This window comes from Haloarcula argentinensis DSM 12282 (genome assembly GCA_000336895.1).
In the GTDB taxonomy this organism is placed as follows: Archaea; Halobacteriota; Halobacteria; order Halobacteriales; family Haloarculaceae; genus Haloarcula; species Haloarcula argentinensis.
Genome location: AOLX01000017.1, coordinates 314,414 through 328,125 on the forward strand (window position 1 = coordinate 314,414; position 13,712 = coordinate 328,125).

General features: G+C 62.5%; 14 protein-coding genes. 3 read left to right on the forward strand and 11 right to left on the reverse strand.

The window, feature by feature from the left end:
- Positions 1-17: 17 nt before the first annotated feature.
- A complete protein-coding gene (gene argS / locus C443_RS10540; protein WP_005536199.1) occupies positions 18-1,757 on the forward strand; it encodes an arginine--tRNA ligase in 1,740 nt (579 codons plus the stop codon).
- 65 nt (positions 1,758-1,822) lie between these two features.
- On the opposite strand, the gene C443_RS10545 is transcribed toward argS, so the two are convergent.
- Positions 1,823-2,614 (reverse strand): alpha/beta fold hydrolase, encoded by a 792-nt coding sequence (locus C443_RS10545; RefSeq protein WP_005536201.1) that lies wholly within the window; start codon positions 2,612-2,614, stop codon positions 1,823-1,825.
- Positions 2,615-2,743: 129 nt separating this feature from the next.
- Between C443_RS10545 and C443_RS10550 the strand changes: the two genes are divergently transcribed.
- Positions 2,744-3,442 (forward strand): helix-turn-helix domain-containing protein, encoded by a 699-nt coding sequence (locus tag C443_RS10550; RefSeq protein WP_005536203.1) that lies wholly within the window; start codon positions 2,744-2,746, stop codon positions 3,440-3,442.
- 53 nt (positions 3,443-3,495) lie between these two features.
- Here C443_RS10550 and C443_RS10555 read toward each other — a convergent pair whose 3' ends face one another.
- Entirely contained in the window at positions 3,496-4,314 is an 819-nt protein-coding gene (locus C443_RS10555; RefSeq protein WP_005536205.1) for a MinD/ParA family ATP-binding protein, read from the reverse strand.
- Positions 4,315-4,628: 314 nt separating this feature from the next.
- Here C443_RS10555 and prf1 point away from each other — a divergent pair, with 314 nt between their 5' ends.
- Positions 4,629-5,885 (forward strand): peptide chain release factor aRF-1, encoded by a 1,257-nt coding sequence (prf1, locus tag C443_RS10560; RefSeq protein WP_005536207.1) that lies wholly within the window; start codon positions 4,629-4,631, stop codon positions 5,883-5,885.
- 117 nt (positions 5,886-6,002) lie between these two features.
- Here the strand turns inward: prf1 and C443_RS10565 are convergent, their stop codons facing one another.
- The 9 genes from C443_RS10565 to C443_RS10605 form a co-directional block, all read right to left on the reverse strand.
- The gene (locus C443_RS10565; protein WP_005536209.1) at positions 6,003-6,395 is read right to left on the reverse strand and encodes a DUF6276 family protein; all 393 of its coding nucleotides are present in this window, start codon (positions 6,393-6,395) and stop codon (positions 6,003-6,005) included.
- 56 nt (positions 6,396-6,451) lie between these two features.
- Positions 6,452-7,144, reverse strand: coding sequence for a V-type ATP synthase subunit D (locus C443_RS10570; protein ID WP_005536210.1), 693 nt, complete (start codon positions 7,142-7,144; stop codon positions 6,452-6,454).
- Between the two features lie 107 nt (positions 7,145-7,251).
- Positions 7,252-8,004 carry a cruxrhodopsin Cop3 gene (cop3, locus tag C443_RS10575; RefSeq protein ID WP_080505475.1) on the reverse strand — a complete coding sequence of 251 codons (753 nt, stop codon included), beginning with the start codon at positions 8,002-8,004 and terminating at the stop codon, positions 7,252-7,254.
- 93 nt (positions 8,005-8,097) lie between these two features.
- A complete protein-coding gene (locus C443_RS10580; protein WP_005536214.1) occupies positions 8,098-9,519 on the reverse strand; it encodes an ATP synthase subunit B in 1,422 nt (473 codons plus the stop codon).
- Positions 9,520-9,521: 2 nt separating this feature from the next.
- Entirely contained in the window at positions 9,522-11,282 is a 1,761-nt protein-coding gene (locus C443_RS10585; RefSeq protein ID WP_004964538.1) for an ATP synthase subunit A, read from the reverse strand.
- A gap of 2 nt (positions 11,283-11,284) precedes the next feature.
- Positions 11,285-11,608 carry a V-type ATP synthase subunit F gene (locus C443_RS10590; RefSeq protein WP_004593990.1) on the reverse strand — a complete coding sequence of 108 codons (324 nt, stop codon included), beginning with the start codon at positions 11,606-11,608 and terminating at the stop codon, positions 11,285-11,287.
- Positions 11,605-12,678 carry a V-type ATP synthase subunit C gene (locus tag C443_RS10595; RefSeq protein ID WP_005536219.1) on the reverse strand — a complete coding sequence of 358 codons (1,074 nt, stop codon included), beginning with the start codon at positions 12,676-12,678 and terminating at the stop codon, positions 11,605-11,607. The genes C443_RS10590 and C443_RS10595 overlap by 4 nt, the downstream gene beginning before the upstream one ends.
- Entirely contained in the window at positions 12,675-13,259 is a 585-nt protein-coding gene (locus tag C443_RS10600) for a V-type ATP synthase subunit E (protein WP_005536220.1), read from the reverse strand. Before C443_RS10600 ends, C443_RS10595 begins: the two co-directional genes overlap by 4 nt.
- Before the next feature lie 22 nt (positions 13,260-13,281).
- Positions 13,282-13,542, reverse strand: a complete 261-nt coding sequence (locus C443_RS10605) for a F0F1 ATP synthase subunit C (RefSeq protein ID WP_004518385.1) — start codon at positions 13,540-13,542, stop codon at positions 13,282-13,284.
- Between the last annotated feature and the right edge of the window lie 170 nt (positions 13,543-13,712).

Genomic DNA, 13,712 nt, shown 5'->3' on the forward strand with positions numbered 1-13,712 from the left:
CCGCGAAAGCCGGGCGTATGTTCCTGCAGCTCCGTGCGGAGGTCGAGGACGCCCTCGCCGACGCACTCACAACCCTCGACCTGCCGGCCGAGGACCTCGGTATCGAGGAACCCCCGGAGGACGTTGACGCCGTATTAGCATCGAGCGTCGCCTTCCGGCTGGCCGGCGAGGTCGGTACTGCGCCGCCAAACGTCGCCGGCGACATCGCCGACGCGATCGACACCGACGACCTCACCTACGTCAGCGACGTGACGACACAGGGGCCGTACGTCAATTTCCTTCCGAGCGAAGCGTACTTCGCTGAAACTCTGCAGTCGGTCACAGAGAGCGAGTTCGGGCAGCTTCCCGACCGCGACACCAGCGTCGTCGTCGAGCACACCTCCGCGAATCCGACCGGCCCGGTCCACGTCGGACGAGCGCGCAACCCCATCATCGGTGACGCCGTCGCTCGCGTACTTGACTACGCCGGCTACGACGTCGACCGCCACTACTACGTCAACGACGCGGGCCGGCAGATCGCGGTGTTCACCTGGGCCTACGAGACCTTCGACGAGGACGACCTGCCCGAACCCGAACGGGAGTCCCCGGAGTACGAGATGGTCCGGTACTACCGCAAGGGCAACACCGTCCTCGAAGATGGCGACCCCGAGGAGGTCGAGGAAGCAGAGACCGAGATACAGTCGATTCTGCAGGGCCTCGAAGAGGGCAACGAAGAGACCTACGAACGGGTCTCCGAGGTGGTCGACACCGTGCTGGGCGGGATGCAGAACACACTCGGTCGCCTCCCGGCGGAGTTCGACGAGTTCGTCAAGGAGACGCGGTTCATGCGCAACGGCGACACGGACGACCTGGTCGACCGGCTGCAGGAACTCGACTGTGCCGTCTACGAGGAAGACGCCTGGCAGCTTGACCTGCCCGACTTCGAAAAGAACCTCGTGTTCCTGCGCTCCGACGGGACCTCGCTGTACACCACTCGGGACCTGGCCCACCACGAGTGGAAGTTCGACACCTACGACCGCGCCGTCACGGTGCTCGGCGAGGACCACAAGCTGCAGGCCGACCAGCTCTCGGCGGCGCTCGAACTGCTCGACAACGATACTGACCAGCTCCGGCAGGTGTTTTACTCCTGGGTGAACCTTCCAGAGGGCGGAATGAGCACGCGCGAGGGGACCGGTATCGACCTTGACGACCTGCTCGATGAGGCTATCGACCGTGCGCGCGAAGAGGTCGAGTCCAGACTCGACGACCGCACCCGTGGCGACCTCGACGAGGACGATATCGACCGCATCGCTCGTCAGGTCGGTATCGGCGCGGTTCGCTACGACATCGTCTCGAAACAGCCGACCAAAGGCATTACCTTCGAGTGGGACCGCGCACTGGACTTCGAGGCCCAGTCCGCGCCCTACGTGCAGTACGTCCACGCGCGGTGCTGTGGCATTCTGGGCGACGTGGAGACCGACATCCCCGACGAGCCGGATCTCGACCCGCTGTCGGAGCCGGAAGAACGCGATCTGCTTCGCGAACTGGCTCGGTTCCCCGCCGTCATCGAGGCGGCCGCGGACGACCTGACGCCCCACACCGTCGCCACCTACACCCGCGACCTCGCCGAGACGTTCAACGCCTTCTACCGGGAGTGTCCGGTACTCGATGCCGACCCAGAAACCCGCGCCGCGCGGCTCGCGCTCGTCGACGGGACCCGAACGGCGATTGCGAACGCGCTGGACGCGCTGGGCGTTGAAGCGCCGACTTCGATGTAGGCCCGGCCCACGCCGCATATTCGATGTGACAAGCGATAAGCGGCGAATCAGTCCGGCTGACCGAGCTATTTTTCGAGGACCGCGTCGACTTCAGCTGCGATCAGATCGGGTGCCTCGCCGGGACCGCTGTGGCTGACGCCGTCGAACTCGACGAATCGGCTCCGTGGCAGTGCGTCGTGCACGTTTCGCGCACTCCGCCGGAGGAAATCCGGCCCGTCGGTTCCGGAGAGAACGAGCGTGGGCGCGTCGACATCGAGACGGTCCGGGAGCCGGTACTGTTCGACAGAGCGGTTCATCCGGACGACCTCCTCGGCGAGGGCCACACAGTCGGGCCAGACGGGCCACTCCGCAAGCCAGGCGTCGAGGTCCTCAATACCGTCGGGGTGGAGAACCTGTTCGATGTAGCGTTTCACTGCTTCCGCTCGCTTTCCGTCCTGAATGAGCGACGCCATTCGGTCGGCGAGATCAGCGTCGGCCCGGTAGTCACCGGGGAGCACCGCCGGCTCGTAGGCAATAACCGCCTCAACCGACGTAGCCGTCGCGGCCTCGATAGCGGTGAGCGCGCCGTAGGAGTGGCCAAACAGGATCGGGTCTCCGTCGACAGTGTCGACAAGCGCCTGAACGTACTTGACTTCGCGGTCCAGTACCTCGTCAGCGCTCGTTTCCGTGGCGGAGTCGAGACAGGTACCGAACCCCGGCCGCTGGGGAACGACAGCGCCGTATCCTTCGAACGCCGGTACGACCGGTCCCCAGTACTCCGTAGGGGCCATCCCACCGTGCAAGAGAACGAGTGGCTGGCCGTCACTGTAGCGCTCGAATTCGACTTCGATCTCGTCTGCAGATTGTGTTTGCTGCATACAACAGTACGGTCGCGCGCCGTCGGGCTAAGCCGTTCTCTCAGTGATGGGGCCGTTTAAAAGGGATTGGTTTAGTAGGGGATACACTGTTCCGACAGGCGCTTTTGCATCGACGTAGAGCGAATTCGTATGGGGCTGACTGCAGAGTTTCAGATAGAATGCGGTGCGTTGCCGCTCGTGTCGGTTGCAGAGACGGTCCCCGAAGCGTCGATTACCCTCTCCCTCCAGTATAACCACGGTCGTCGGCCACTGTTTATCGCAACCGTGACCGGTGGCTCCGAACAGACTGTCGAGCGGGCACTCACCAACGCCTACGACGTGCAGGAATGGACGCGCATCGGGAGGGCCGGCGACACTCGACGGTATCAGGCAGTGCCGGCACTGAGTTTCGAGGAGCAACTCGGCGACCAAATCGACGACTTGGACGGACTTGAAGCACTTGCTACGGCAGACGCCATCATCGAACAGGTAACCGTGACTGCTGACGGGTGGGAGCAAATGGGCTGGTTCGCCGACCGAACAGCGTTCACCAAGTTTTCCTCGTTCTGGCAGCAGAACGCTGAGTTCGGCCTGGAGCGACTGACCCGGGATGCGGAGCCGAAGCCGCCCGGGAACGGGCTCACCGACCGACAACTCGAAGCGCTACGGACGGCGTACGAAATGGGGCATTTCGAAATCCCACGACGTGCATCACTGGACGCCGTGGCAAAGGAACTGGACATCTCTGCGTCGTCGCTCTCCGAGCGACTGCGCCGGGCACAGACCCAGCTCATTCAGGAAACGGTCGCAACGCTGTGGCCGCCGCTTCCGGAAACCCAGGAACAGTGAAACGCCGGCGGAGCAGCGGGCTGAGGCCGGAACAGCAAGCAGGCGCGGAGAGGTCAGTTAAAGATCCCGAACACACCGCCTGAGTCCTCGTCGTCGTCGACATCAGAGTGGTCCTCGGTATCGTCGCGGAACCACTCGTCGTCGAGTATCGTCTCCAGATCCACTTCTGGACTCTCGCCGCGGAAGAACACACCCTCAAGCGCCTCGGTCAGCCGCTGATAGGCGTCTGCAGCCGTGCTCTCGGGGGCGTTAAGCACGAGCGGTTCTTCGGTCGTCGCTTGCGGGTCGTCCGGGATGACCGCAAGTAGCGGGAACTCCATCTGCTCGGCGATGGACGCAACATCAGTGTGGCGGGTCGCACGGTTGATGATCGCGCCGAGAACGGTCCCATCGATACGGTTCGCTAGTTGGGCTGTTTTGACCGTATCACCCACCGCAACGTTGTCGGGAGTCGTGACGAGGACGATTCCATCGGCCAGCCCGAGCGGCACGGCGACTTCGTGGCTTAGTCCGGCCCCGGTGTCTATTAGCACCACGTCGTAGGCATTTCGGAGCGTCTTGATTACTTTCCGAAGCTTTGCGGGGTCAGCGTCCGCGAACGCCTCCAGCGACTGTTCGCCCGGAATTACCGTGAGCCCACCCGGTGCATCGGTCAGGGCCTCACTCACCGCAGCCTCGCCAGCCAGGATCTCGTGGAGGCTCTTTTCGGGCTCCACGGAGAGCATCGAGCCGAGATTCGCCATCCCCAGATCGGCGTCGACGACAGCCACATCGTAGTCCATCTCCTGCAGGACGGCTCCGAGATTGACCGCGGTCGTCGTCTTTCCGACGCCGCCCTTGCCGCCCGCAATCGTACACACATACCCCGCCATAGTCTGATTGCTTGGGTACAATGCAGGCAGTCATATAAATGCGACTGTCATTTGTCGAACCGCTACGTGACTGATCCCCCGGGATGAGTCGGGTACGGCCACTCAGATCAGCAGAAGGGTACGTCTGCCATATCGACAGCCCTATCTCCTCTCCCAGTTGTGCCGGAACGCTTCGTTTCGCTCCCGTTCACCACAGCTCCCATCGGTCGCCATTCCGGCACAAGGACCGCTCACTTCGTTCGCGCCCCTTGCTGCTCGCGCGCCCTTCGCTCCCTGTCAACAGGTTCTTACGCCACCTCGGCCAACATAGAGTAATGAGCGAGCAGCAGGAACAGGAACAATCTGACAAGCAGAAATACGAGTTCCGGAAGGTCATCGAGGAACTCAAGGGGTACCAGGGTTCAGGCACCCAACTCGTCTCTATCTACATCCCCGAGGACAAGCTGATCAGCGACGTTGTCGCTCACGTCACGCAAGAGCACTCAGAGGCTTCGAACATCAAGTCGAAGGACACGCGGACAGCGGTGCAGGACGCACTCACTTCCATCAAGGACCGACTCCGATACTACGACGTGCGGCCACCCGACAACGGACTGGTCGTGTTCTCGGGCGCGTTCGATACCGGCGGCGGCCGGACTGACATGGTGACCAAGGTCCTCGAATCCCCGCCGGACCCCATCGAGTCGTTCCGTTATCATTGTGACTCGGAATTCCTCACCGAGCCGCTGGAGCACATGCTGGCCGACAAAGGGCTGTTCGGCCTCATCGTGCTCGACCGGCGCGAGGCCAACGTCGGCTGGCTGAAGGGCAAGCGCGTCGAGCCCGTCAAGTCCGCCTCCTCACTGGTCCCGGGCAAACAGCGGAAAGGTGGCCAGTCCGCCCAGCGTTTCGCCCGTCTCCGGCTGGAAGCCATCGACAACTTCTATCAGGAGGTCGCCGGCATGGCAAACGATCTGTTCGTTGCCGACCGCCACGAACTGGACGGTATCCTCGTCGGCGGCCCCTCACCGACGAAAGACGAGTTCCTCGACGGCGACTACCTCCACCACGAGCTACAGGACATGGTGCTGGGGAAGTTCGACGTGGCCTACACCGACGAGTCAGGGCTGTACGACCTCGTAGACGCGGCCGACGACGTGCTGGCCGAACACGAGATGCTCCGGGACAAGGAGCTCATGGAGGACTTCTTCAAGCAGCTCCACAACGGTGACAAGGCTACCTACGGATTCGACCAGACCCGCCAGAACCTCAACATGGGGGCTGTCGAACAGCTGCTCATCTCCGAAGACCTCCGGAAAGACGTGGTCGCTTACACCTGCGAGAACGGCCACGATGAGTACGAGCTCATCAACAGTAACGCCGGGACTGACGACCACGAGTGCTCCCGCTGTGGGGCCACCGTCGACGCCGATGACGGCGAGCGCGAAGACGCCATCGACCACCTGATGCAACTGGCCGAGCAGCGTGGCACCGAGACGGTGTTCATCTCGACTGACTTCGAAAAAGGCGAACAGCTACTGACCGCGTTCGGCGGCGTCGCCGGCCTGCTGCGCTACTCGACCGGCGTCTAACGCGCCCGTTCTCTTACTTCTGGTACGTCTTCGTGAAGGCGGTGTCATGATCGATGCCACGAAGCACGTTAGACCATTGCCGTCTGCTGTAACTCGGGAAACGGTCGATTTGCCGACTCAAAGCAACTGTTCGAGTTGCTGACGGCGACGACTGAGGTCGACATGAGCCGCCTCTCCGTAGCTGGCGTCGAGACGGTCAAGTACCAGTAGCGGATCGACGCCTTCGCGCTCAATTCGCTCTAGCAGCGCGGTAATCTCTTCGCGGTGCATTGCGAGTGAGTCGAGCAGCCCGACGAGTAGCACCAGCGGGACCGCTGCGCCGTCGGCATCGGGAACTGCATCGTCAAGCTCCGTGAGGTCGGGCACAGCAGCGGGCGGGTCCGTCTCCGGGTGAAGCGCCAGGCACGATCGGCAGACGCTGGCCCCCGGAGCGTCTCCGGGGAGAAATTGCTGGAGGTCAGACGGAACTGGGAACGAAACGAAGTCGCCACCGCAGTCGGGACAGGACATACTCAAGCACGAACGGGAAAGCGCAAAAACGATACCGGTCAGGACGGGGTTCCTGTTCAGTCGTCAGCAGTGACTGCTTCGGGCTCTTCTTGTGCTTCCTCTTCAGTCGCGAGCGCGTCCTCCTCTTCTTCCTTCTTGGCTTTGATCTTCTTCATGCGGAAGATCTCTTCGCGCTCCTGCTCTTCGAGTTTCTGCTCGATGTACTCCTGATTGTCATAGAGATCGGGCAGGAGTTTGAATTCGAGGGCGTTGACACGGCGCTTCGTGGTTTCGATCTCTTCGAGCATCTTCTTCATCGCCGTCTCGACTTCAGCGGCGAGGATGATGTTCTCGAGGAGTTCTTCGTAGGCCTCGGCGGCCTCGTCGATGCGGGCCGACGTCCCCATGACGCCATATCCACGCTCATCCAGCGACTTCCGGACCTTGCTGGACTCGATCTGCGGGACGACGACACCCATGATGTTCTTGGATTGGGTCGTCAGTTCCGGGTGTTCTTTCAGTGCTGCGGCGGCCCCACGGACAGCCACGTCACCCTCCATCGCCCGGGCCATATTGATCGCGCGCTGGGCCCGATCGTAGGAATCGTCGAGGTCCTCACGGACGTCCTGCGCCTGATCCAGAATGTCCATGAACTCCATGATGAGGCCGTCACGCTTCTTCTCCAGCGTGTCGTGCCCACGCTCGGACAGCTCAATGCGGTCCTCGATCTGCATCAGATTCTTGCGCGTGGGTTTGACGTCCTTAGCCATTACGGGTCCTTTTTCGACGTAGGCAGTTAACGGTTTCCAGTTATTTCGGTTCGAGCGCCGCCGCTTCCGGACTGACACGCAAAAAACGAAGTCGGCGAACGGTAGCGTTAGTCGTCTGCAGGCGTTGCGCCAGTTCCGGTCGTCTCGGCCGCGCCGTCGAGCACACCGTGGCTCCGGAGCAGGATGATACCGAAGCCGACCTTGGCGGTCAGGTCGATGACCATGAAGCCGGCCGTCTCGATACCGATCCCGACGAGGCCGATCCCCTCAGTCCCGATGAGCCACCACACCGGGTACACCAACCACACGACAGTCACGAGGTTTCGTAGCGTCTTGAAGGTGCTACGCGTGTCACTGGGCAAGTCTGCGACTCGACCGGACAGCGAGCTGAACAGGAAGTACAGCAGGACCAGCAGGAAGGCGGTACTGATGCCCCACCAGACCAGCCGTTCTGCACCGGCCGACAGCACGCCGCTTCCTGCGCTCAGCGTCGCGACCAGCCCGGTCCCGATCATCAGCACGTCGAGGCTGACGAGCGAGGTGATAGTGTTACGATCTGCCCCGGCAAGCAACCCGAGGTCGTACAACAGTAACGGCGTCGTGAACAACCAGTCACTGTATCGGGCCCAGTAGATGGGGTGCTCTTCGCCGGCGAACTCGACGATCGTCAACCCGAAGCCAAGCGCCATCGCGAGGTAATTCACGAACGCGATTGCCGTGATGAGTATTGTCGCGATGTAGAACTTTTGACGCCTACTGTCGGTCTCACCCCAGCCGCGCGCGATGAAGTAGAGCATGCCGAGGAACATGCCCGCTGTACCTAACCACAGCCATATCGCTTCACTCCCTGGTTCTGGCATAGTGCGTTCTAGTGTAGGAGGGCAACGCTAAACAGTCGCATACCCAAAATATATGGTAAAAATTGCGAGCGGCCGTGAGATATAGGGCCGTTGTCAGGCTTCGGCTTCGACGGTTTCGGCGGTCTCGTCCTCGCGGTAGTGCTCCTCGATGAGGTCCTCGTCGATGCGGTTCAGCGCATCTTTCGGGAGCATCGAGAGCAGGTCCCAGCCGAGTTCGAGCGTCTCGTCGATGCTGCGGGCCGTGTCGGTCCCCTGATCGACGAACTCCTCCTCGAAGCGGTCGGCGAAGTCCAGATACTTGTTGTCCAGTTCCGACAGCGCCTCGCGGCCGACAATGTTCACGAGGTCACGCAGGTCTTCACCTTCCGCGTAGGCGGCGAAGATCTGGTCTTTCACGTCGGCGTGGTCGGCGCGGGTCAGCCCCTCGCCGATACCGTCGTCCATCAGCCGCGACAGGCTGGGCAAGACGTTGATCGGCGGCTGGATGCCCTGGCTGTTGAGGTCGCGGTCGATGTAGATCTGGCCCTCAGTAATGTACCCGGTCAGGTCCGGAATCGGGTGCGTGTCGTCGTCGCCCGGCATCGTCAGGATCGGGAGCTGGGTCACGGAGCCCTCGCGGCCCTCGATCCGACCGGCACGCTCGTAGAGCTGTGCCAGGTCGGTGTACATGTACCCGGGGTAGCCACGCCGGCCCGGGACCTCCTCACGCGCGGCACCAATCTCGCGCAGTGCCTCGCAGTAGTTGGTCATGTCCGTCAGGATGACCAGCACGTGGTAGTCCTTCTCGAAGGCGAGGTACTCGGCGGTGGTCAGCGCCAGCCGCGGCGTAATCGTCCGCTCGACGGCCGGGTCGTCTGCGAGGTTCATGAAGACGACGGAGCGTTCCAGCGCGCCGGTGCGCTCGAAGTCGTCCATGAACTCGTTTGCCTCTTCGGCCGTGATACCCATTGCGCCGAAGATGACGGCGAACTCTGATCCTTCGTCGTCGTCGCCTTCCTCCTCCTCTTCCGGCACCGTCGCCTGTCGTGCGATCTGGAGCGCCAGGTCGTTGTGTGGCAGGCCGGAGGCGGAGAAGATCGGCAGCTTCTGGCCGCGGACGAGCGTGTTCATGCCGTCGATGGCCGAGACGCCCGTCTGGATGAACTCCTCAGGGTACTCCCGGGAGAACGGGTTGATTGCCTCACCGACGATGTCACGGCGTTCGTCGGGGACGATTTCCGGGCCGCCGTCGATCGGCTGGCCGGTCCCGTCCATGACCCGTCCGAGGAGGTCCTCAGTGACGGGCATCTTCATCGTCTCGCCGAGGAAGCGAACCGAAGCATCGCGGTCGATACCTTCGGTGCCCTCGAACACCTGAATGGCGACGTAGTCGCTCGCGGATTCGAGCACCTGGCCACGGCGGGTCTCGCCGTCGCTGAGCTCGATTTCGACGATGTCGTCGTAGCCGACCGGTTCGTCGGTCTCGACGAACACCAGCGGTCCGCTGATCTCTGTGATTGTCTGATACTCTTTCATTGTTAGTACAGCTCCCGCAGTTGAGACTCGATGTCGTCTTCGAGGTCGTCGATGTACTCGTTGTAGTCTTCCTGCACGCCGATACGGTTGAGCCGCGGCGCGGCGTCGATGTCGGTGATCTCCTCGACGGGGACACCGGCATCCAGCGCCTCGAAGGCCGCATCGTTGTACGTCTTGGCGGCGTCCATGATGCGGTAGGTCTTCTCGGGCTCACAGAACGTGTCCACGTCGTGGAAGGCGTTCTGCTGAAGCCACGCCTCGCGCAGGTAGCGGGCGATCTCGAGCGTCAGCTGCTGGTCCTCCGGCAGCGCGTCCTTCCCGACGAGCTGGACAATCTCCTGCAGTTCCGCTTCCTCGTCCAGCGTGTCGATAGCCCACTGGCGCGTCTCCGGCCAGTCGGCTCGGACGTTGTCCTCGAACCACGGGTCGAGCTGGTCGCGATACAGCGAGTACGACTCGTTCCAGTTGATAGAGGGGAAGTGCCGGCGTTCGGCTAGATCCGCGTCCAGCGCCCAGAACGTCTTGACGATACGCAGCGTGTTCTGGGTGACCGGCTCGGAGAAGTCCCCACCCGGCGGCGAGACGGCCCCGATAACTGAGACGGAGCCCTCGGTGCCGTTGATGTTCTCGAAGTACCCGGCGCGTTCGTAGAACTCGCTCAGGCGAGCGGAGAGGTACGCGGGGTACCCCTCCTCACCCGGCATCTCTTCGAGTCGGGACGAAATCTCACGCATGGCCTCGGCCCACCGGGAGGTGGAGTCGGCCATCAGCGCCACGTCGTACCCCATGTCGCGGAAGTACTCCGCGATGGTGATCCCCGTGTACACGCAGGATTCGCGTGCCGCGACGGGCATGTTCGACGTGTTGGCGATGAGGCAGGTCCGGTCCATCAGCGCGTTGCCGGTGGTCGGGTCCTCGAGTTCCGGGAAGTCCTCAATGACCTCAGTCATCTCGTTGCCACGCTCGCCACAGCCGACGTAGACGACGATATCCGCGTCGGCCCACTTGGCGAGCTGGTGCTGCGTGACCGTCTTCCCGGACCCGAACGGACCGGGAATGGCGGCCGTCCCGCCTTTCGCAATCGGGAACAGGCCGTCAAGCACACGCTGGCCGGAGATGAGCGGTTCCGTCGGCGTCTCTTTCTCGACGGTCGGCCGCTGCTGGCGCACCGGCCACTCCTGGTGCATCTGGATCTCTTCGCCGTTGTCCAGTTCGACGACGGTCTCTTCGACATTGAAGTTGCCCGATTCGATGGCGACGACCTCGCCACCCTCGGAGTCGGGCGGGACCATCACCTTGTGGTCGATACTCGGCGTTTCGGGGACGGTGCCGACGATGTCGCCGGCCTCGACCTCGTCGCCTTCCTCGACTTCAGGGGTGAACTCCCAGGTCTTCTCCAGGTCGATGCCCGGCGCGTCGACACCGCGGTCGAGGAACGCCGACCCCATCTTCTCTTCGAGCACATCGAGCGGGCGCTGGACACCATCGTAAATGGCGTCGAGCATACCCGGCCCGAGGTCCACGGAGAGGGGCGAGCCCGTCCCTTCGACGGGCTCGCCGGGGGAGACACCGGAGGTCTCCTCGTACACCTGAATCGTGGTGATGTTTCCTTCGATCTCGATGACCTCGCCCATCAGCCCTTCCGAGCCGACGTAAACGACGTCGTTCATCCGGGCGTCGAGGTCCCGAGCCGTTACGACCGGTCCCGAGACGCTTTCGATAATGCCGTCCTCGCGGACGTCTGTGTCTGTTGCTTGACTCATGGTTAGTCCTCGTCCATCAGGTCGATACCGATGGCTCGCTTGATCTGTTCACGCAGTCCGCCGCTCCCAGTGCCGCCGCCGAGCGTGACCATCACCGGCTCGACACTCGTCTCCGCGTCCTGCCTGACACCGCGTGAGAGATGCGACAGGTCGTCGTCGTGCATCACGACGATGCCGACGTCGTCGTCGTTGAGCATCTCCTCGACGGCGTCGTCGAGCTGCTCGTCTTTCTCGTCGGAAGGCACGTCCGCAAACTTGCGGACGCCAGCTAGCCGAAAGCCCGTCGTGAACTCCGGGCTTCCGATGACAGCGATCTCCTGGCTCATAGTATCACCAGCTCCTGTTCGATCTCGTCGGGGCCGAGACCGGCCTCGCGACCGCGGGCGATGGCCCGGATGTTGTCAACCTCGCGTTCCTTTTTGAGGACGTAGGACAACACCGGACAGACCGACAGCGGATAGCGGTTCGAGAGCCGGTCGGCGTATTCGAGCAGCGCCGCGTCCAGCGCCCGCTCGAAGTCGATGAGGTTGTCGGCCTCCTCAAGCGACGACAGCGCCTGATCGAGATCCTCGCCGTACTTGCTTTCGCGAACGGCGCTGACCAACTGGTCGAGGTTCGTCGACAGCTGTGCGACCTCCTGTTCGTCGAACAACTGGCCGCCCTCGATAAAGTATTCCGAGGGGTCGATGTCTGCGCCACTGCGGGCCAACCGGAGCGCGTTCCGGAGATTCCGGAAGTCGACTTCTGTCTCCAGGAACTCGACGTACAGCCCAGTCGGGCTGTCGATCTCTGGGTTATCCGGCAGCCCCGACAGCAGCGTTTCGTAGAACGCGCGGTCGAGCGCGTTCTCAAGCGGCACGAGAACGCCGCTTTCCTCGTACACGTCGAACGCTTCGGCCAGCGACTCGCCGAAGATGGTGTCGTCGAGTTGCTCGACGACCTCCTCGACAGAACCAGCGTTCAGCAGGTCCTCGACACGCCGTTCGGTGAACTCGCCGGCCTGAATGAGGTCGTCTTCGACCTCGGTCCGTTCGGCGTCGGAGTAGAGCCCGCGGATAACGGTCTTGACGTTCCACACGTCGAACTTCCGCAGGTAGCGGGCAATGTAGTCGTACAGCGCCCCTTCGGACCAGCGAAGCAGGTCGTCGAAGTGTTTCGCGAGATTGCGGTTCAGCGCGTACTCGACGAGGTCGACGCCGTCGTACCGGGAGCCGAGCGCGTTCATCTCGGTCTCGTACTCGGTTTCCTCCATGAAGCGGGCGATTTCGCCCGTCCCCATGCGGACCAGCTTCCGGTAGTCGTCATCGTCGAACAGGGATGCGCTGCGGGCACGAACCCGTGCGATGACGTACTCGTAGTTGCTTCCCTGGCCGCTCGTTCCCGTTCGCGAACTCATTGGTCTTCGAACAGGCGGTCGCTGATTGCTTTCAGATTGTCCTCCCAGACGTCCTCAAGAATGGAATCGAACGTGTTGTTCACACGGACTCGTGACTCGCTGCTCTCGACGACGACGCCACCGAGGCAGTCCCGCTCACCGGCGTACGTCGCGCCGTCGTAGTCATCGAGTACATCCTCGAGAAGCGACTGGTCCGACGCACGGCCGTACACCGATAGCTCGTCGCTGTCGTCGAATTCATCGACGGCGGCGTCAAGCAGTGCGCGTGTCAGTTCCTCTCGTCGGTCCCCTTCGAGGGCCGCAAGCGCGTCCTCGACGTCGCCGTGAACGTCTTCGAGGATGTCTCGCCGGGCGTTAAGTCGAGCCTGTTTGGCCTCGAGCTTCGCGGAGGAGAGTCGCTGCTCCCGCTCCTGCTCGATGGTCCGCTCGACCTCGGCTTCGCGTTCCTCGTGGATCTGCTCGGCGTCAGCCTCGGCGTCGGCGATAATCTCCTCGGCACGTTCGTCGGCCGCGTCGCTAATCTCCTGAGCACGCGCGCGGGCCTCGTCGCGGATGTCCTCTACGACTGTTTGAAGGCTCATTATTGGAAAAGACGGAGTGTTGTTAGACGACGAAGACGACGACAAGCGCAAGAATGACGAGCGTTTCCGGTAGGACTGTCAGGATGAGTCCGCGGCCGAACATGCTCTCGTCCTCTGCGATTGCGCCGACGGCGGCGGCCCCGATCCCACGTTCCGCATACCCCGAACCGAGCGCGGCGAGTCCGACTGCGAGCGCTGCGCCGGCTGAAGCCGGAATAGCTGGAGCACTGGCGGTACCTTCCTGCAGTACTGCGTTGACAAGGAGTGCGATGGTTTCGATCATGGATGTGTAGTCTCTGGAATTGCTCGTGTCCGAACAGGCGTATGTGAATCCACGTAGTTCATAAAGCTTCCCAAAACGGTTCATCAGCGTGCTGTTCGGGCGGTTTAGGGGCTCAGCTGTAGTCGGTTGTGAGCGTGTAGCAGTCGACACCCGCGATGCAATTGGCGAAA

Coding starts and splice junctions, on each gene's coding strand:
- argS (WP_005536199.1), top strand. CDS start 18: ATGTTCCTGCAGCTCCGTGCGGAGGTCGAGGACGCCCTCGCCGACGCA.
- C443_RS10545 (WP_005536201.1), bottom strand. CDS start 2,614: ATGCAGCAAACACAATCTGCAGACGAGATCGAAGTCGAATTCGAGCGC.
- C443_RS10550 (WP_005536203.1), top strand. CDS start 2,744: ATGGGGCTGACTGCAGAGTTTCAGATAGAATGCGGTGCGTTGCCGCTC.
- C443_RS10555 (WP_005536205.1), bottom strand. CDS start 4,314: ATGGCGGGGTATGTGTGTACGATTGCGGGCGGCAAGGGCGGCGTCGGA.
- prf1 (WP_005536207.1), top strand. CDS start 4,629: ATGAGCGAGCAGCAGGAACAGGAACAATCTGACAAGCAGAAATACGAG.
- C443_RS10565 (WP_005536209.1), bottom strand. CDS start 6,395: ATGTCCTGTCCCGACTGCGGTGGCGACTTCGTTTCGTTCCCAGTTCCG.
- C443_RS10570 (WP_005536210.1), bottom strand. CDS start 7,144: ATGGCTAAGGACGTCAAACCCACGCGCAAGAATCTGATGCAGATCGAG.
- cop3 (WP_080505475.1), bottom strand. CDS start 8,004: ATGCCAGAACCAGGGAGTGAAGCGATATGGCTGTGGTTAGGTACAGCG.
- C443_RS10580 (WP_005536214.1), bottom strand. CDS start 9,519: ATGAAAGAGTATCAGACAATCACAGAGATCAGCGGACCGCTGGTGTTC.
- C443_RS10585 (WP_004964538.1), bottom strand. CDS start 11,282: ATGAGTCAAGCAACAGACACAGACGTCCGCGAGGACGGCATTATCGAA.
- C443_RS10590 (WP_004593990.1), bottom strand. CDS start 11,608: ATGAGCCAGGAGATCGCTGTCATCGGAAGCCCGGAGTTCACGACGGGC.
- C443_RS10595 (WP_005536219.1), bottom strand. CDS start 12,678: ATGAGTTCGCGAACGGGAACGAGCGGCCAGGGAAGCAACTACGAGTAC.
- C443_RS10600 (WP_005536220.1), bottom strand. CDS start 13,259: ATGAGCCTTCAAACAGTCGTAGAGGACATCCGCGACGAGGCCCGCGCG.
- C443_RS10605 (WP_004518385.1), bottom strand. CDS start 13,542: ATGATCGAAACCATCGCACTCCTTGTCAACGCAGTACTGCAGGAAGGT.